The organism is Streptomyces sp. ME02-8801-2C (assembly GCF_033793965.1).
In the GTDB taxonomy this organism is placed as follows: Bacteria; Actinomycetota; Actinomycetes; order Streptomycetales; family Streptomycetaceae; genus Streptomyces.
Map to the genome: position 1 here is coordinate 64,906 of NZ_JARAXP010000003.1, position 15,668 is coordinate 80,573.

Genomic DNA, 15,668 nt, shown 5'->3' on the forward strand with positions numbered 1-15,668 from the left:
GGCTCCTCTCGTCAGGGTGAGAGCCGTGTGCCCCCGTATTCCCGGGGCACGCCTCCGACACGGCGCCACTGGCGTCCACCGTCGCGAGAGGTCCAGACTCCTTCGCCCTTCACCAGGTCGTACGTCGCCGTCGTCGCGTCCGCGATGCCGTACAGGGTCGTGCCGACGACGGTGAACGACGTGAATCTCGCCGGCGTCCGAAGCTCCTGAAAGGCGCTGTTGGTGCGGTCGTCGGCAAGCCAGTAGCGGCCGCTCTCCTCGCCGACGAGCAGCCGTCCGTCGGCCAGCAACTCCAGCACCAGCGCGTCCGGGTCGGGCTTCAGGTCCGCCCAGGCGATGCCGCCCGCGAGGACCGTCCGCCAGTGCTCGCCGTCGTCCGTGGTCACCAGCAGGCCCCGCACACCCTCGTCCCGGATGAGGGAGAGCGCCGCGGTGCCGCCTCGCGCGGCGACAACTCCCCCCAGGTACGGCCTGGGAACGGTCGTCGACCCCAGAGTGCGGCCGTCGCGCTGCCACACAACGCGGTTGGGGTCGTCGGACAGGGGTTGGTCCAGGCTCCAGACGGTGCCCCGCTCGTGGACGGCGAGGCGGACAGCGTCGTCCGGCAGTCCGGCCGGGGGCGCGACCGTGCGCGTGGAGGGACGGTAGATGAGGGCCGGCTCGGGTTCGGCGAGGAGGACGTCTCCGGGGCGGGAGCGCAACGGGGTCCCCGTGCTGACGACCTTGTGCCGCTTGCCGCGTACGTCGAGGGCGTACGCTCCGTCGGCCACACCGGGCGGAGGCACCCGCACGAAGCCTCCGCGCACTCCCTTGAACGCGGGCGGCACGTCCTCGGCGTCGGCGTGCTCCGCGTGCTGGGCCACCGTACGGCCGTCGGGGGCGACGATGCGCCATGCGGTGGCGGCCGGCCCCTCGTCGTCCTCGACGTTGCCGGCGTCGTACGTCAGGAGCAGCGAACCGTCGTCCGCGCGCACCACGTCGCTGGGTGCGCCGGCCGCGTCGATGACGTCGGCGGGGTCGGGGTGCGGGTCTTCGATGACGCGCTGGTACATCTCCTCGCGGCCCTCGGGCTCCCCGTCGGCGGCACCGCCGACGCCGTCCGCGCCGCAGGCGGTCGGAGCGAGCGCGGTGATCCCCACCGCCACGAGTACGACCGCCCGCCGCCCACACCCACTCAGCCACCGCATCGCCACATCCTCACACAGCGTGCTCGGGCGTTCTTCAGGTGCGGCGCGGAAGGAGAGGTCCCAGGGGGCCGAGGTCGAGGTTGAGGTCCTCCAGGGTGTAGCCGTGCTCGGCGCACAGGTCGGCCAGTCGGTCGTGCAGCGCCAGGAGGGTGGCTCCCAGTTCCTCTTCCTGTTCGTCCGTGAGGTCTCCCCCGTCCACGCGGCGCAGTGCCTGACGCTCGATGAGCTGACGCAGGAGTTCGACCAGGGTGAGGACGAGTTTGAGAAGGTCCTCCTCCACCGAGTCGCGGTCGGTGTACATACGGTGGGCCGCACGGGGGGCCTTGCCGGGCGGAGTGGGCGGTGCCTGAACGAGGCGGAAGGCCTGCGTCATCGACTCGCTGACGCCTTTGAGGCCGGGATCCGGGTGCGGTGGCGGACGGCCGTGCCGGTCGGGGCGTTCCGCGCTCATGGCCGGACTCCTGGGTCGCCCTCGGCCGGACGGTTCTCGGAGCTGACGGACACGATGAGGGCACGCAGTGAGATGCGGACGAGATCGATGTCGGCGATCGACAGGACGATGTCTCCGGTGACGACCACCCCGCCGCTGAGCAGCCGGTCGAGGAGATCCACCAGCGCGACCTGGCGGCCGGGCAGCGGTTCTCGGTACTCCGCGGGAGTCATCGGCCGCTCTCCTCGTCGTCGGCTGCCGAGTTCCGGCCCTCGGCCGGCGGCATGGCGAAGGAGTAGGGCGCCCAGGGCCCGGTCACTTCGACACTGATGCCGTCGAACCGGCCGACGGCCTCTTCGATGGCGGCCCGGAAGGGCTTCGCGTGCGCGTCGGGGACGAGGTAGGCGTCGTTGAGGACGTTCTCGGCGGGCCCGGTCAGAGCACCGCGCTGGGCGGGGTGCCGCACATGTTGCGAGGCGTATCGGGAGGCGACGGCTTCGACGATGTCGGCGGCCTCCCGGGCCTGGCCGTACATGGCTTCCTGGGCGTTGTGCTGGGCCCTGCGTCGTCGGAGATACGCCTTTCCCGGAGTGACGGAAGCGTCGGCAACGGATTCGGTGTCGGTGTCGGTGTGGGCAGCGGGGGCGGTCAGATAGATTTTCACGCCGAATTCGGTGTGCGCGGCGAGCTGGGCGAGTCGGTCGGCGAATGCCTCGTACTGCTCGGCGAGGGCCCGCCCCGCGCGGTCGTCGTCCTGGTAGACGGTGGCCAGGCGCAGCGGAAGGACCGTGGTGTGGGCGCAGAGCGCCTGTACTACGTCGTGGTGGGCGCGGGCGACCTCCTCGAGCCACTCCAGGTCCTCGAAGTGGTCCTTCAGCGCGCTTTCGTTGAACTCGCGCCGGGGTACGTGGCTCGTGGCGAAGACCAGGGGCGGCGACGCGCCGCCGGTGCCGGGAGCCGGGCTGGTGCTGGCGCCGGTCCCGGTCGGGGCGGTGACGCTCAGGACAGGGGATCCGTGGATGCCCCTGAGGTCCTTCAGGGCGTCGCGGAGGGCTGTCGTGAGGGGGACCGCGGCGTAGACGTAGGTGAGGGCGTCGTCGGTCGTGGTCATGGCCGGCGCTCCCGTGCCGTCCCACCGTCAGTGCCCCTTTCGGGTTCCTCTTCGGCTGTGCCCGCGGAGATCTCCTGACCGTCGGAGCGTTCGCGGCGCAGGGCCTCCAACTCGGCGCGCAGTCGGCGGTTCTCCTGCTCGAGGGGGCTGCCGGTGTGGCGCGAGGAGAGCGAGGGGTCGTGCTCCCACCAGTCGATGCCCATCTCCTTCGCCTTGTCCACGGAGGCGACCAGGATGCGGAGCTTGATCGTCAGCAGCTCGATGTCGAGCAGGTTGATGCGGATGTCGCCGGCGATGACGATGCCCTTGTCCAGAACCCTTTCCAGGATGTCGGCGAGGCTGGAGGTGCTCTGCCCGTACGGCGCCGGGGCGGCTCGGGACGGGAAGGATCCGAGTCGGCCGGGTAGTGGCTCAGACACGATGTCGGCCTCGCTTCCCTGTCAGGGAACTGCTGCGTCAAGGAGTCTGCTGCGTCAGGGAATCTGCTGGCGGAATTCTGCGATCTCGGTAAGGCGGTCGATCAGCTCGTCCTCCCGGCGGTCGAAGGTGTCCTCGTCGATCTCGCCCTTCAACAGGCGCCGCTCCAGGTCGGCGAGCTCGCGCCACACCGGGGCCGGGTCGTAGTACTCGTCCTTGGCCTTCTCCTCGACCCGCTGGGCGGCCCAGACGACGGCCCGTACGGGGGCGACCGGCAGGGTGAGCAGGCTGGTCAGCAGTCCCATGGTTGCTCCTTCCTGGTTTCGAGGTCGCACCGGGTTCGCGGCGGCACCGGGTCACGCGACGAAGCTGTACGGGGGCAGAGGGCCGGTGAGCCGGAGGTCCACACCGCCCTGGATCTGGCGAGCGAGGCCGGCCTGCGCCGCCAGGAAGTCCTCCGTACGGTCCTGGGGCACGAGCAGTGACAGATTGAGGAAGTCGGGGCTGGAGGGCGGATGGGTGGTGTGCTCCCGGCCGTAGGGGAGCAGCGTCTGAGCGATGTCCGCCGCCAGCGCGTCCTGGCGTTCCTGCACCTCGCGGGCGACCAGTTCCCCGAGCGCCAGAGGCAGCTGCGGGTCCTGCGCGCCGGCCCGGATCTGCTCGTTGAGTTCCCTCGCTTCGGATGAATCCCGCAGGATCTCGCGCAACAGCTCGTCCTCGTCGGCCTGGGATGCCCTCACGTGGTACTCGGCGCAGCCGTCGAGCCGCGCGAGGGTCGCCAGGTAGCGGTCGACGTTCGCTTCCAGTGCCTGTTTGACGTCCTGGTCGTCGGGGGCGAAGTAGCCGAACTGGAGCGGCAGTATCACGGCGTCGGACATGAGCCCTTCCAGCACCTCCTGATGCACCTGGAGGTCCCTGCGCTTGGGCCGGATCTCCTCGGAGATCTCGCTGACCACCGCGCACAGGGGGCCCGCGGTGACCGTACGCAAGGGTGCGGGGTGGGAGCCCACGCCCGTCAGGTCGTCAACGCGCTGGGGGTGGTCCTTGGCCGTGATCGCGTACACGTAGAGTGCCATCGCCTACTCCCTTTCCCGGCGGGCCGGGCGCCGGGCGGGACGCCTCTTCCTGGGCGCGGCTTCCTCCTCGGCTTCCTCCTCGTCGGGTTCGTCGCGCTTGGAGGAGCGGCCGGTGAGGGATTCGGACACGGCGTCGACCGCCCCGCTGAGCGCGCCCTTGGATTTTCCGCGGGCGCCCCCTTCCATCATGTCCCCGACGACCTCGGGGAGCTGGGCGGGTGACTTGCGGCCCGCTTCGAGGTCGAGCCGGTTGCACGCTTCGGCGAACCGCAGGTAGGTGTCGACGCTGGCCACCACGATGCGGGCGTCGATCTTGATGAGTTCGATGCCCACCACCGAGATACGGACGAAGACGTCGATGACCAGCCCTCGGTCGAGAATGAGCTCCAACACGTCGTAGAGGCTGCTGCCGCCCGTACCGCCTCCACCTCGGCTTACGCTGCCGCCGCTCTGCGGCACCATGGTCATGGCGCCTCCTTTCCCGGACCACCCTCCTCAGGTCGGCCGGTCGATCATGCCTCGGCTGTACCGGCGGGTCCGTTCGTAGGAGACCAGCCGTCCCTGGGGATCCAGGGCGACCCGGTAGCTGGCCATCACGCTGGTCGTGTCGGGGACGCGTTCCAGTTCCACCACCTCCACCTGCGCCTCCCAGCCGTCGTCGGTCGGCTTGAGCGACGAGACGGAGTCGGGGGATCTGCCCAGCAGTTGAGCCAGTTGCCCGGCTGCGGAGCGCATCGCCGTGGGCGCGTCCGGAACCTCTGGCCGGCTCTTGGGGGAAGTGCGGCGCGCCGGACGGGTCGGTTCTGCTGCGGCCATGTGGTCACTCCCCTGGGAGAACCTCGCTCGCTGACACTACATTTTCATCATATAGGGAGATATCTCCCGGATTGGGGGTAGCCGGTGTAGCGCGGAACATCCAGCCGCGGCAGACAAGCGCGCTGGTGAAGGGAGAGCAGCTCATGCAGGACACGACCAAGATCGCGCTTGCGGCCGCCATGGCCGGGGGCTACCTACTGGGACGCGCCAAGAAGGGCCGCCTCGCGTTCACTGCGGCGACATACCTTGCCGGCCGCCGTTTCGGCCTTCAGCCGGGCCAGCTCATGACACAGGGCCTCAGCAAGCTCAAGGAGATGCCCCAGTTCGCCGAGTTCGGCGACCAGCTTCGCGGCGAGGCCCTGGACGCGGGCAAGAAGGCGCTGGGGGCGGCGGCGAATCGCAAGCTCGCAGGCCTCGCCGACTCGCTCCACGACCGGACCCTCGAACTGACCGGCGAAAACGAGCGGGAGGACGAGGAGGAGCCCTACGAGGACGAGGAAGAGGACGGGTACGACACGGAAGACGAGGACCAGGACGAGGACGAAGAGGGCTCCACGGAGCCGGAGGCCGAAGAGGAGGGGGAAGCGGAAGAAGAGGAGCCGGAGGAGGACGAGGCGGAGGAATCGTACGGGCCGGATGAGGAAGAGGAAGGCGAGGAGGACGAGGAGGACCAGGAAGAGGAAAAGCCGCCGTCCCGCAGTCGTGGACGGTCGCCGACCCGCTCCCGGACTCGCACTCGTACCCGCACCGCCGCTCCCGCCCGAGGGACTTCCCGGCGATCGAGCACCTCCACATCCAGGACGCCCGCCAAGAAGACCGCGGCAAAGAAGACGGCCGCGAAGAAGGCCGCACCCAAGAAGGCCGCGCCGAAGAAGAGCTCCGCGGGAAAGACCTCGACGCGATCCGCAGCCGCCAAGAAGGCACCACCGTCCAGGACCGCCGCCAAGAAGACGGCGAAGAAGGCACCGGCGAAGAAGACCGCCGCGCGTGCCCCCGCACGCAAGACGGCAGCCAGGAAACCGGCGGCGAAGAAGACGTCGGGCCGCAAGCCGGCCACACGGAGGTAGGTCATGGCACAGTCAAGACGCTCCGGGGCGCAGGACTCGCAGTCGGGACTGGACCAGCTCCTCTCCGAGCTGACCTCGTTCCTGCAGGCCCAGGCCGAGCAACTGGCGGACAAGGCGTCCGACAAACTCGGGGAAGTCACCGATCAGCTCCAGGATGTGGCGCAGGGGGACGGGAAACTCTCCGATGTCGCCGGTATCGGGGGGCGGATACTGCGGGGCGACTCGCCCACCAAGGCGATGGCGGGCCAGGGCCTCAGCAGCATCAAGGACAAGATCACCGGTGCCGCCTCCCAGATCTTCGGCAAGGGCAAGAAGGGCCGCAAGAGCGGCGGCAAGGTCGTCAACATCGTCGAGTTCATCGATGTGGGCCTGCCGCTGCGCACCGTGTACGACCACTGGACGCAGTACGAGGAGTTCAGCGGCTTCGCCAAGGGTGTTCGTGACGTCTCTCGCGACGACGACACCACCAGCGACTGGAAGGTCAAGGTCGGCCCTTCGACACGCGGCTGGAAGGCGACCGTCCAGGAGCAGATACCCGACGAGCGGATCATCTGGACCTCCGAGGGTGCCAAGGGAACCACCCGCGGCTGCGTCAGCTTCCACGAACTCGCTCCGACACTGACCCGTGTCGTGGTCGTGGTGGAGTACTACCCCTCCGGCTTCTTCGAGAAGACCGGCAACCTGTGGCGCGCCCAGGGGCGCCGCCTGCGTCTGGACCTCAAGCACTTCCTGCGGCACGTCTCACTCACCACCGACGAGCCGGAAGGCTGGCGCGGCGAGATCCGGGACGGCGAAGTGGTTCTCAGCCACGAAGATGCCCTGGAAGAGGAGGGCGAGGACGAAGGTGACGAAGAGGGGGACGAGTTCGAGGATGGCGAAGAGGCCGACGAGGCCGACGAGGACGAGCCCGAGGAGGACGAAGAGGGCCCTGACGCGAGGTACGACGACGGCGACGAGGAGTACGCGGAGGAGGACGAACTCGAGGAGGACGAGGCCGACGACAGGGCCCGTCCGCGCCGCCGGTAGTGAGAAGCCCGCCGGTAGTGACGAGCAGACGGCCGGAAGGACGGGAAGGACGGGCTGGTCCCAGAGGTCCCGGAAAAGGGCAGAGGTCCCGGAGAAGGGCGGACGTGGATGTCCGCCCTTCTCCGCCGCTCAGTGCTTCAGCGTGTCCTTGGCCTTCTGAGCCGTCTGCTTCGCGTCGCCCGCCATCTGCTCGCGGGCGCCCTTCGCCTGCAGGCTCTCGTTGCCGACAGCCTCGCCGGACGTTTCCTTCACCTTGCCCTTGGCCTTCTTGGCCATGTTCTTGGCCTTCTTGCCTGCCGCCATCGCTCTCACCTCTCACACCACCGCGCGGCACGGTCCGTGGACAAGCTCACCTGTCCCGGTTTGGTCGCTAAGCGAATTATCCCCCCATATGGGAAATCGCTCACCTGCCGATCCGCACTGTTCAGAACTGCAGGCCCCACGAGCCCAGAGTTCCTCCGTTGAAGAGGTTCCGGTCGGTCACCCGGAGTGTCCAGGTACCGGCCGCCGCTTCGGCGGAGGCGTCCAGGACATAGGTGGCGTTGACGTCGTGGTCACTGCCGCCGGTGGTGCGTGCCTTCAGGTCGTAGACGGTGCCGTCCGGCGCGGCCAGCCTGATCTCCAGGTCGGCGACGAAGGTGTGCTGGATGGCCACCTGGACCTGGAGCTGCGAAGGCGCGTTGCCGGGGACTCCGGTGACGGTGATCGGCGACTCGAGGGTGGCGAAGTCCTTGATCGCGTAGTCGGTCGGGTTCTCGAAGCGCGGGCCGGCGGGCGGGGTCACGGCGGTGCCGGGGCCGATGCGCAGGAGCCGGTTGGGCGAGCCGGAGCCCGGGCCGGCTACCACGCCGGTGGTGGCGGTGGCGACCAGGTTGCTCTGCACCTCGGCCGGGGTGGCCGCGGGGTGGTCGGCCAGATAGAGGGCGGCGGCTCCGGCGACGTGCGGGGTCGCCATCGACGTACCGGAGAGCGCGTTGGCCGCGCTGTCACCGGTGAACCAGTCGGAGACGACGGCGGTGCCCGGTGCGAACAGGTCGAGGACGCCGCCGTAGTTCGAATAGGAGGCTCTGGCGTCGGTGGCGGTGGTGGCGCCGACCGTGAGGGCCTCGGCCACCCGGGCGGGTGAGCGGGTGCCGGCGTCCATCGAGTCGTTGCCGGCGGCCACCGCGTAGGTGACGCCGGAGGCGATGGAGTTGCGCAGGGCGGTGTCCATCGCGGCGTCCCCCGGGCCGACGATGCTCATGTTGGCGACCGCCGGTTTGACGGCGTTCGCGGTCACCCAGTCGATGCCCGCGACGATCTGCGCGGTCGTGCCCGACCCCTGGCTGTTGAGCACCCGTACGGCGACGATCTTCGCCTTCTTGGCGACGCCGTACACGCTGCCCGCGATCGTCCCGGCGACGTGGGTACCGTGACCGTGGGCGTCCTGGGCGACGTTGTCCTTGTCGATGGCGTCGTAGCCGTAGGACGCACGTCCGGCGAAGTCGGCGTGGGTGATGCGGACGCCGGTGTCCAGGACGTACGCGGTGACACCTTCCCCGTCGGTGTCGTCCCGGGTGTAGCCGCGATCCAGCGGGACGGTCGCCTGGTCGATGCGGTCCAGTCCCCAGGAGGGCGGAACCGGCTGGGTCGTGGCGATCGTGAAGGTCCGATTCTGCACCACGGCCGCGACGGCCGGGTCGGCGGCGAGCTTCCTTGCCTGCTTCTCGGAAAGGTTTACGGCATAGCCGTTGAGGGCCGCCTGGTACGTCCGCTCGATCTTCGCGCCGTACCCCTCGACGACCTCCCTGCTCGCCGGGGACAAAGAGCGGGCGGCGTTCTTGTCGAGGACGACGATGTAACTGCCCGGGATGGCGCCTTCGGCCTCGGCGCCCTGAATGAGCCCGTCAGGCGCACCGCCGGCAGTGGCCGGTGCCGTGCCGAGGGACCCCAGCGCGAGCGCCGTCGCGGCGATCACACCGACGCCGGCCAGCCCGCGCCTCACCCTGTCTGCCGTTCTCCTCGCACGTCTCACCGGCACACCCCTTGTTTTTCATGCCCATGACAAACTCCGACATGCAGAGGCTGACGCACGGCCACCTGGGGCACAAGAGCACCGCGACGAGATCCGGACAGGGGGCCGCGTGGGCAAAACGGATCAGACGCTACGCAATCAAGGGAAACGATCCGCGGATGTGTCCTACAGCGGTCACGACCTGGACGCATCTGCGCAGGAGTGTCACACAGGCTGCACACACCCTTTCGAAAGCCTCGCTACCTTTGCTCGCGGATCGCCTCCTCCGTGCATAAAAGTGAACACAGGAAGACCGTAGATGGACTACTGCTCCACATGTCGTCGGCATCTCAACGGCGCCCTCATGTGCCCCGGTTGCGGCGCCTACGCCCCCGACATCGCTCCCCTCGCCGACGGCACGCCCGCACCGGCCGCGACAGCGCGGCACGTCCGTGCGCAGCTGTGGAACGAAGCGGATTCCCACGCCGAGGAACTACTCAGCGGAACGCCGCAGGAACACCCGTACGACGGCCCGGACGCCCCCTCCCCCGCGCCGACGGGCCGCGCGGCGCGCCGTCGCCAACGGGAACGCTGGAAGAAGACGCAGCGCAAAGCACTGGTCGCCACCGCGGTCGCGCTGGTCGGCGGAGGCATGACCGTCGCCTCGCTGAACCGCCAGACCCCGGACCGAACCCAGGCCGCCTCCGCGCCGGACAGAGAAGTCATGGGGATGTCGGAGGAGGAGGTCACGGACCCCACTCCGGTCTCCTCACCACCTGCGGACACGCGCCGGGCGGAGCACACCTCGCCGGCAACCCGCTCCTCCACCGCTCACACGACGACCACGACGAACAGGCCGCACGAGCAGCGAGCCGGCACGCCCTTCGCCACGCCTGCGTCCCCGGCAAACCCGGCGAATCAGCAGTACAGCATCACGATCCCCCTGACGAAGGCGGCGGCCCCGGTCGAGGCACAGGCGGCATCCACCGTCTCCGATGCCACGAACACCACCGTGGACACACCGGCCTCCCCCGCACCCGCGTCCCAGACCACCGACACCACCAGCACCAGCACCAGTTCGGGTACAGGTACGGGTACGGACACATCAGGCACGGACGCCTCAGGCACGGGCACCACGTCGACGACTCCCACGCCGTCGGAGTCCGCCACGCCGGCCACGTCCCCGCAGATCTGCGTACTCGGACTGGTCTGTCTCTGACGACGCTTCAGCGGAGCGCGAAGCACCCGTAGGGCGGAAATGGGGGGATACCCCGATGGTGCGGCCGCCTCGCGGCTTGCACCATGGGGTCGTATGACGGAGGAACATTCGATCCAGCAACGCAGCAGCCGGCGTGACGTCCTGCGGGCCACGGGCGCCTGGGCGGCCGTCACGACCGGCGCCCTGACCTCCACCCTGCCCGCACCGAGGTCGCGCCCGCCACGTCCTCGACCCGGTTGAGCCTGCCCCTCCCCCTGGCAGGCGTTTCGCGCCAACACCCCTGGCAGGACACGCCAGTTGAGGCTGCGTGGATCGGAGCACGCCTCGTTCACGGACGCTGAGGCACTGCTCCCGCAGCTGGGACTGGCGCCGGCCCCCCAGACGCAGAACATCGGCACGATCGATCCGGCCACCGCGATCCGCACCAACGAGGCCTACGTTTCCGCGTACTTCGACCACTGGTTGCGCGGGCGGTCCGGCCGACTGCTGGACGGGCCGGCAGACCGTTACCCCGCGATGCAGGTCGTCGACTGACCCCGCAGGGGTCGATCAGCTGCCGAAGTGTCGGCGCGCGCCCTCGATGTGGCCGAGATACCGGTTGGTCCATTCGCACAGGGCGTCGACCGTGGCGCGCAGGGCGCGGCCCGGCTCGGTGAGCGTGTACTCCACCCGCGGCGGCACAGTGGGGTACACCTTCCGGTCGACCAGGCCGTTGCGCTCCAGCATGCGCAGGTTCTGGGTGAGCATCTTGTGGCTGACTCCCTCGACCTCGTTCCGCAGTTCGCTGAAGCGCAGGGTGCGCTCTCCGAGCGCCTCGATGATCAGGAGCGCCCACTTGTTGGCGACGTCCGAGAAGATCTCCCGGGCCAGTGAGTCGGCGCGCCTCAGGTCCGCGTCCTCAGGCAGGCCTTCGAGCAGTTGCTTGGTCGCCATCAGCTTCCCCAGTCACCGAAAACGTCGCGTTCTTCGAGGTCGACGTCACTCTCCTACAGTTCCTGAGTAACCACAAGAGAGTCAGCCGGTTCGTTCCAGCCTGCTTCGCGACGACAGGCCTAGCCCACCTTGCGGCCCCGAAGTGGTTCGGTGTTCGCGCCGGCTCCCTGACGCATGCCCTGCAGAAACTCCTCCAGCACCTCCACGGCCGTACGCTCCGGTCGCCAGCGCAGTTCCGTTCGGGCCCGCGAGCAGTCCATCAGCGGCAGTCGCAGCACGGCGTCGAAGAGGTGCGGCGAGGCGGGCAGCAGGTGCAGGCCCCAGGCGGCGGCGATCGCCTTGCGGGCGGCGGGGCGTGGCAACGGCACCGGGCGCGCGCCGAGCATCTCGCCCAGCGTCTGTGCGTCGACGGGTGGCTCGCCCGCCAGGTTGAAGGCGCCGCGGACGTCGCTGTGCAGCGCGAGTTGGTACGCCCTGGCCGCGTCGTCGGTGTGCAGTGCCTGCACACGCAGACCGGGGATGTCGGGCAGGACGGGGAGCAGTTCCGGACGAGCCAGCGGTCCCGGAAGAAAGCGGCCGCCGAATATCCGGCGTTGCTCGCTCGCCGACTCCCGCTTGAAGAGGAACGCGGGCCGCATCCGCACGACCCGGACAGCGGGGTGTTCGTGTTCGAAGGCGTCCAGTGACCGCTCCAGGTAGGCCTTCTCCCGGCAGTACGCGGCATCGGGCCAGCCGTGGGTCGGCCAGGACTCGTCAACGGCGTGTTCCTTGGGGCCCGGCGAGTACGCGCCGACCGACGAGGCGTACACCAGTGCGGGTACCCTCGCGGCGGCCACCGCCTCGAACACCCGGATGCTGCCGAGGACGTTGGTGCGCCACGTGGCGACCGGGTCGTGCGTGGGCTGGAACGCCCAGGCGAGGTGTACGACGGCGTCGGCTCCCTCGAACTCCTCGACCAGATCCGAGTCCTCGTCCGCCAGATCCACCGCGGACCACTCGGTCCTGGCCGGCGACCAGTCCGGGATCCGCCGGGCCAGCCCCCGCACCGAGCCCACCCCCGCGTCCTCGGCCAGCAGCCGCACCAGACTGGTGCCCACATTGCCGGTGGCTCCCGTGACGACGATCCTGACGCCGGATTCACTGCTCACTGTCGGCTCCTCAGGGAGGGTCTGACCCACGCGCGTAGCGGGGAAGGTGTCCGGGAGCCGGGTACCCAGTGCCTGCGGATGCACGCGGACACACCGGCCCCGTACGCCGTCCCGAGAGCTTCCGGGCCGTGCCGCCGGAATCGCACGGACAGCGGTCCCGAAGGGTCGTTCAGTTTTTCGATGGCGGCCGAGATCCGGCACCCCGGTTTGCCATGCCTGAGCGGAGGCGAGGCTGGATTCATCAGGAAACGGGGCAGTCGGGAAGCACAGACACCGCCAACCAGGCCGTGCCGCGACGCAGTCAGGGAGATCAGGCAATGGCAGGACCAGAGCATCCGGAGACCCACGGGAAACGGCCCGTGGCAACGCCACCGGCCGCCGGGCTCACCGAGGCACTGGAAGCCATCGGGACCGGGGCGTACCTCGTGGACGAGCAGGGTCGCATCGTCGCCGTCAACTCCCGCGCCGAGAAGTATCTGGACAGGCCGGCCACGGATCTCTACGGGCATGACGCACACGACCTGCTGCACCGCGACGGCCACGGCCAGCCCCTGCCGAGGACCCGATGCCGTATGCGGCAAGCCTTCCACGCCGGGTACGCGGCCATGGGCGAGGAGGAGCACTTCGCCCGTGGGGACGGCTCCCTGCTGCCCGTCTCGTGGCTGATCGCACCGTTCAGCCCCGGCGGGCACGAGCCCAGCACGCTCGTCCTCTTCCACGCCGCCCGGCCCGCGCGGGAAACGGCCCCGCTGCCCGAGCCGGAGGCGACGTTGCTGCCGGAGATCGAGCGGCTCGCGCTGCTGGCCGCGACCACCTCGCAGCTGACCTCCACTCTCGATGTCGAAGAGGCTTTGCGGCGGCTGGTGACCCTGGTGGTGCCCCGGCTGGCCGACTGGGCCATCATCGACCTGATCACCGAGCGGGACGAGGTGTGGCGCACTGTCGTCGTCGAGGCGAACGACTACGGTCTGGTGCACCACGAGGAGCTGCAGGGCCCCATGCCACCGGTCCCCGAGGGATCCCCGATGCCCTTGTCCAGGGCGCTGCGTGGGGTCGCCTCGACACTGGCCGGTCCGCAGACCTACCAGGGGCCGCCGGATTCCGGCATCGCGGTCGAACAGCGCCGCCTGTTCGACGCCACCGGCATCCATTCCGCGGCCATCGCCCCCATCCGCAGTACACGAGCGGTCCTCGGGGCGATGACCCTGGGGCGCGCCAAACAGCCCGGCGACTTCGGCGCCGTCGATCTTCCCCTGATCGAGGACATCGCCCGCCGGGCCGGCCTCGCGCTGGACAACGCTCGTCTCTACCAGCGCCAGCGCAAGGTCGCGGAGACCATGCAGAACCATCTGCTGCCCCAGATGCCGCGCGTGCCCCGGCTGCAGATGGCGGTCCGCTATCTGCCCGCGCCCGACGCCTCACAGGTCGGGGGCGACTGGTACGACGCCTTCTCCCTGTCCGACGGCGCCACCGCGCTGGCCATCGGTGATGTCGTCGGCCACGACCTGGAGGCGGCGGCCGGCATGGCGCAGGTGCGCAACATGCTCCGCGCCTACGCCTGGGCCCTGCAGTCGCCGCCCAGCCGGATCGTCGAACGCCTCGACGAGGCGGTGCTGCACATCACGGACGTCGCCATGGCAACCATGATCCTCGCGCGGATCGAAGAGGCCCACGACGGCCAGTGGAAACTGACCTGGACCAACGCCGGCCACCCGCCGCCCCTGTTGATCAGCCACGACGGCCTGGCCGACTATCTCACCGAGGGTCATGGCATTCTGCTGGGCACCGGAGCCCAGAAGCCCCGCACCGACGCCTCCACCCTGCTGCCGCGGGGTTCCACCCTTCTCTTCTACACCGACGGTCTGATCGAGGAGCCCGGTCACACCCTCGACGAGGGTCTCCACCGACTGCGCCGGCATGCCGCCGCCCTCGCCCACCGCCCTCTGGACTCCTTCACCGATCAGCTGCTGGACCGGGTCCGGCCGGGCGCCAACGATGACGACGTCGCCCTCCTCGCCCTGCGGATGCCGATGTCCACGTAGGCCCCGCGCGTCGAGGGCACGGCGACGACGGCTTATCACTTGTGGTGGGGCGGCTTATCAGTTGTGGTGGGACGGCGGAGGGGCGGTCGAGCCGCGGACGACGAGTTCGATCGGCGGTTCGCTCGCCGCGGGCAGGTCGGTATCGGGCGCCTCGATGGCCTGTACGAGGAGCCTGATCCCTTCCCGTGCCGCTTCGTCGAAGGGCTGACGCACGGTGGTCAAAGGAGGATGGACGTAGGCGAAGACGGGGTTGCCGTCGAAGCCCACCACGCTGATGTCCTCCGGCACCCGGCGGCCGGCTTCCCGCAGGGCATGCACAAGGCCGATGGCCATTTCGTCGCCCGCGGCGAACACCCCGGTCACGGAGGGGTCCGCGGCCAACGCGCGGCCCGCTTCGAAGCCGGACTCGGGTGACCAGTCCCCCTCGATCACCGGAGGTTCGTACGCCCCCCGTGCCGCCAGCGCCGCCCGCCAGCCCTCGGTACGGTCCTTCGAGGCGTACCACTGGCGCGGACCGGCGAGGTGATGGACCGTGGTGTGTCCCAGATCCAGCAGGTGATCCGTGGCCGCCCTCGCCAGTTCGAACGCGCCCACGCCTGCGGTCAGGGTCCGGGCGGAGGTGAAGGCCGGGGGTGCGCCGAGGAAGAGGAGCGGCACGTCGATCCTGACGGAGACCTCGCCCTCCACGATGGGTTCGGAGACGACGATGCCGTCCACGCCCTGCTCGACGAGTGAGTTCACGGCGCCGGCGATGCCTTCGGGCTGGCCGTCGACCGTGTTGACCATGCGTAGCGCGTAACCGGCGTCGCGTACGGCCCTTTCGATGCCGACGAGAAGTGAGGCGGTGCCGTATCCGGCGGTGCCGAGGGCTACGACGCCGATGGACCGACTGCGGCCTGAGGCCAGCGCCCGGGCGGCGTGGTTCAGCCGGTAACCGAGTTGCTCCGCGGCTTCCAGGACGCGTCGGCGAGCCTCTTCGGAGACGTACGGCTCGTTGTTGAGGACCCGCGACACCGTCTTGCGCGACACCCCGGCCACCCGTGCCACATCCGCGCTGCGCGGCGCCGCCGGAGCCGTACCGTGCGCCACTGCTCGTGTCATCGAATCTCCCGATCGACGCATGCCTCTGCTGAACGAGGCCCATGATATGACCGCGCGATCACTGAGCGCGCGGTCATCTCTACGGAGCCGAGGAGCCTGCGT

The 15,668-nt window shown here is 69.6% G+C and carries 20 protein-coding genes; 6 read left to right on the top strand and 14 right to left on the bottom strand.

The features are described from left to right. Nucleotides 1–11: 11 nt before the first annotated feature. From PV396_RS09425 to PV396_RS09465, 9 genes are read right to left on the bottom strand one after another with little or no spacing between them, the layout of a single operon-like run. Entirely contained in the window at nucleotides 12–1,187 is a 1,176-nt protein-coding gene (locus tag PV396_RS09425; protein ID WP_319202467.1) for a hypothetical protein, read from the bottom strand. 34 nt (nucleotides 1,188–1,221) lie between these two features. After that, nucleotides 1,222–1,638 carry a gas vesicle protein K gene (locus PV396_RS09430; RefSeq protein ID WP_319202469.1) on the bottom strand — a complete coding sequence of 139 codons (417 nt, stop codon included), beginning with the start codon at nucleotides 1,636–1,638 and terminating at the stop codon, nucleotides 1,222–1,224. Beyond that, the gene (locus PV396_RS09435) at nucleotides 1,635–1,850 is read right to left on the bottom strand and encodes a gas vesicle protein (RefSeq protein WP_319202471.1); all 216 of its coding nucleotides are present in this window, start codon (nucleotides 1,848–1,850) and stop codon (nucleotides 1,635–1,637) included. Before PV396_RS09435 ends, PV396_RS09430 begins: the two co-directional genes overlap by 4 nt. Beyond that, nucleotides 1,847–2,728 carry a GvpL/GvpF family gas vesicle protein gene (locus tag PV396_RS09440; protein WP_319202473.1) on the bottom strand — a complete coding sequence of 294 codons (882 nt, stop codon included), beginning with the start codon at nucleotides 2,726–2,728 and terminating at the stop codon, nucleotides 1,847–1,849. Before PV396_RS09440 ends, PV396_RS09435 begins: the two co-directional genes overlap by 4 nt. Beyond that, nucleotides 2,725–3,147, bottom strand: a complete 423-nt coding sequence (locus tag PV396_RS09445) for a gas vesicle protein (protein ID WP_319202475.1) — start codon at nucleotides 3,145–3,147, stop codon at nucleotides 2,725–2,727. Before PV396_RS09445 ends, PV396_RS09440 begins: the two co-directional genes overlap by 4 nt. A gap of 54 nt (nucleotides 3,148–3,201) precedes the next feature. After that, nucleotides 3,202–3,450 (bottom strand): gas vesicle protein GvpG, encoded by a 249-nt coding sequence (locus PV396_RS09450; protein WP_319202477.1) that lies wholly within the window; start codon nucleotides 3,448–3,450, stop codon nucleotides 3,202–3,204. A gap of 51 nt (nucleotides 3,451–3,501) precedes the next feature. Further along, a complete protein-coding gene (locus PV396_RS09455) occupies nucleotides 3,502–4,221 on the bottom strand; it encodes a GvpL/GvpF family gas vesicle protein (protein ID WP_319202479.1) in 720 nt (239 codons plus the stop codon). Nucleotides 4,222–4,224: 3 nt separating this feature from the next. Then, nucleotides 4,225–4,689 carry a gas vesicle protein GvpJ gene (gene gvpJ, locus PV396_RS09460; protein ID WP_319202481.1) on the bottom strand — a complete coding sequence of 155 codons (465 nt, stop codon included), beginning with the start codon at nucleotides 4,687–4,689 and terminating at the stop codon, nucleotides 4,225–4,227. A 27-nt stretch (nucleotides 4,690–4,716) separates the two neighbouring features. After that, complete coding sequence (locus PV396_RS09465) at nucleotides 4,717–5,037, bottom strand: gas vesicle protein (RefSeq protein WP_319202483.1); 321 nt, start codon at nucleotides 5,035–5,037, stop codon at nucleotides 4,717–4,719. A gap of 143 nt (nucleotides 5,038–5,180) precedes the next feature. Between PV396_RS09465 and PV396_RS09470 the strand changes: the two genes are divergently transcribed. Continuing rightward, the gene (locus PV396_RS09470; protein ID WP_319202485.1) at nucleotides 5,181–6,104 is read left to right on the top strand and encodes a histone protein; all 924 of its coding nucleotides are present in this window, start codon (nucleotides 5,181–5,183) and stop codon (nucleotides 6,102–6,104) included. 3 nt (nucleotides 6,105–6,107) lie between these two features. Further along, on the top strand, nucleotides 6,108–7,130 hold the full coding sequence (locus PV396_RS09475; RefSeq protein ID WP_319202486.1) for an SRPBCC family protein: 1,023 nt from the start codon (nucleotides 6,108–6,110) through the stop codon (nucleotides 7,128–7,130). A 129-nt stretch (nucleotides 7,131–7,259) separates the two neighbouring features. Here PV396_RS09475 and PV396_RS09480 read toward each other — a convergent pair whose 3' ends face one another. Continuing rightward, nucleotides 7,260–7,433, bottom strand: coding sequence for a CsbD family protein (locus PV396_RS09480; RefSeq protein ID WP_319202488.1), 174 nt, complete (start codon nucleotides 7,431–7,433; stop codon nucleotides 7,260–7,262). Nucleotides 7,434–7,554: 121 nt separating this feature from the next. Then, a complete protein-coding gene (locus tag PV396_RS09485) occupies nucleotides 7,555–9,114 on the bottom strand; it encodes a S8 family peptidase (RefSeq protein ID WP_319202491.1) in 1,560 nt (519 codons plus the stop codon). Between the two features lie 328 nt (nucleotides 9,115–9,442). On the opposite strand from PV396_RS09485, the gene PV396_RS09490 reads away from it, so the two are divergent. The 3 genes from PV396_RS09490 to PV396_RS09500 all read left to right on the top strand — a co-directional run bounded on the left by PV396_RS09490 (nucleotide 9,443) and on the right by PV396_RS09500 (nucleotide 10,876). After that, complete coding sequence (locus tag PV396_RS09490) at nucleotides 9,443–10,342, top strand: hypothetical protein (protein ID WP_319202493.1); 900 nt, start codon at nucleotides 9,443–9,445, stop codon at nucleotides 10,340–10,342. A 93-nt stretch (nucleotides 10,343–10,435) separates the two neighbouring features. After that, nucleotides 10,436–10,582, top strand: coding sequence for a hypothetical protein (locus PV396_RS09495; RefSeq protein WP_319202495.1), 147 nt, complete (start codon nucleotides 10,436–10,438; stop codon nucleotides 10,580–10,582). Nucleotides 10,583–10,639: 57 nt separating this feature from the next. Then, entirely contained in the window at nucleotides 10,640–10,876 is a 237-nt protein-coding gene (locus PV396_RS09500) for a hypothetical protein (protein WP_319202497.1), read from the top strand. A 15-nt stretch (nucleotides 10,877–10,891) separates the two neighbouring features. On the opposite strand, the gene PV396_RS09505 is transcribed toward PV396_RS09500, so the two are convergent. Together PV396_RS09505 and PV396_RS09510 are read right to left on the bottom strand one after the other, a co-directional pair. Then, complete coding sequence (locus PV396_RS09505; RefSeq protein WP_319202499.1) at nucleotides 10,892–11,275, bottom strand: winged helix-turn-helix transcriptional regulator; 384 nt, start codon at nucleotides 11,273–11,275, stop codon at nucleotides 10,892–10,894. Between the two features lie 119 nt (nucleotides 11,276–11,394). Continuing rightward, nucleotides 11,395–12,423 (bottom strand): SDR family oxidoreductase, encoded by a 1,029-nt coding sequence (locus tag PV396_RS09510; protein WP_319202502.1) that lies wholly within the window; start codon nucleotides 12,421–12,423, stop codon nucleotides 11,395–11,397. Nucleotides 12,424–12,740: 317 nt separating this feature from the next. On the opposite strand from PV396_RS09510, the gene PV396_RS09515 reads away from it, so the two are divergent. After that, on the top strand, nucleotides 12,741–14,465 hold the full coding sequence (locus PV396_RS09515) for a SpoIIE family protein phosphatase (RefSeq protein ID WP_319202504.1): 1,725 nt from the start codon (nucleotides 12,741–12,743) through the stop codon (nucleotides 14,463–14,465). 57 nt (nucleotides 14,466–14,522) lie between these two features. Here the strand turns inward: PV396_RS09515 and PV396_RS09520 are convergent, their stop codons facing one another. Then, the gene (locus PV396_RS09520) at nucleotides 14,523–15,566 is read right to left on the bottom strand and encodes a LacI family DNA-binding transcriptional regulator (RefSeq protein ID WP_319202507.1); all 1,044 of its coding nucleotides are present in this window, start codon (nucleotides 15,564–15,566) and stop codon (nucleotides 14,523–14,525) included. Nucleotides 15,567–15,668: the final 102 nt, after the last annotated feature.

Excerpts from the sequence above, each read along its gene's own strand:
- PV396_RS09435 (WP_319202471.1), bottom strand. The coding sequence starts at position 1,850 with ATGACTCCCGCGGAGTACCGAGAACCGCTGCCCGGCCGCCAGGTCGCG.
- PV396_RS09430 (WP_319202469.1), bottom strand. The coding sequence starts at position 1,638 with ATGAGCGCGGAACGCCCCGACCGGCACGGCCGTCCGCCACCGCACCCG.
- PV396_RS09455 (WP_319202479.1), bottom strand. The coding sequence starts at position 4,221 with ATGGCACTCTACGTGTACGCGATCACGGCCAAGGACCACCCCCAGCGC.
- PV396_RS09425 (WP_319202467.1), bottom strand. The coding sequence starts at position 1,187 with ATGCGGTGGCTGAGTGGGTGTGGGCGGCGGGCGGTCGTACTCGTGGCG.
- PV396_RS09440 (WP_319202473.1), bottom strand. The coding sequence starts at position 2,728 with ATGACCACGACCGACGACGCCCTCACCTACGTCTACGCCGCGGTCCCC.
- PV396_RS09470 (WP_319202485.1), top strand. The coding sequence starts at position 5,181 with ATGCAGGACACGACCAAGATCGCGCTTGCGGCCGCCATGGCCGGGGGC.
- PV396_RS09520 (WP_319202507.1), bottom strand. The coding sequence starts at position 15,566 with ATGACACGAGCAGTGGCGCACGGTACGGCTCCGGCGGCGCCGCGCAGC.
- PV396_RS09515 (WP_319202504.1), top strand. The coding sequence starts at position 12,741 with ATGGCAGGACCAGAGCATCCGGAGACCCACGGGAAACGGCCCGTGGCA.
- PV396_RS09450 (WP_319202477.1), bottom strand. The coding sequence starts at position 3,450 with ATGGGACTGCTGACCAGCCTGCTCACCCTGCCGGTCGCCCCCGTACGG.
- PV396_RS09490 (WP_319202493.1), top strand. The coding sequence starts at position 9,443 with ATGGACTACTGCTCCACATGTCGTCGGCATCTCAACGGCGCCCTCATG.
- PV396_RS09475 (WP_319202486.1), top strand. The coding sequence starts at position 6,108 with ATGGCACAGTCAAGACGCTCCGGGGCGCAGGACTCGCAGTCGGGACTG.
- gvpJ (WP_319202481.1), bottom strand. The coding sequence starts at position 4,689 with ATGACCATGGTGCCGCAGAGCGGCGGCAGCGTAAGCCGAGGTGGAGGC.
- PV396_RS09505 (WP_319202499.1), bottom strand. The coding sequence starts at position 11,275 with ATGGCGACCAAGCAACTGCTCGAAGGCCTGCCTGAGGACGCGGACCTG.
- PV396_RS09495 (WP_319202495.1), top strand. The coding sequence starts at position 10,436 with ATGACGGAGGAACATTCGATCCAGCAACGCAGCAGCCGGCGTGACGTC.
- PV396_RS09480 (WP_319202488.1), bottom strand. The coding sequence starts at position 7,433 with ATGGCGGCAGGCAAGAAGGCCAAGAACATGGCCAAGAAGGCCAAGGGC.
- PV396_RS09465 (WP_319202483.1), bottom strand. The coding sequence starts at position 5,037 with ATGGCCGCAGCAGAACCGACCCGTCCGGCGCGCCGCACTTCCCCCAAG.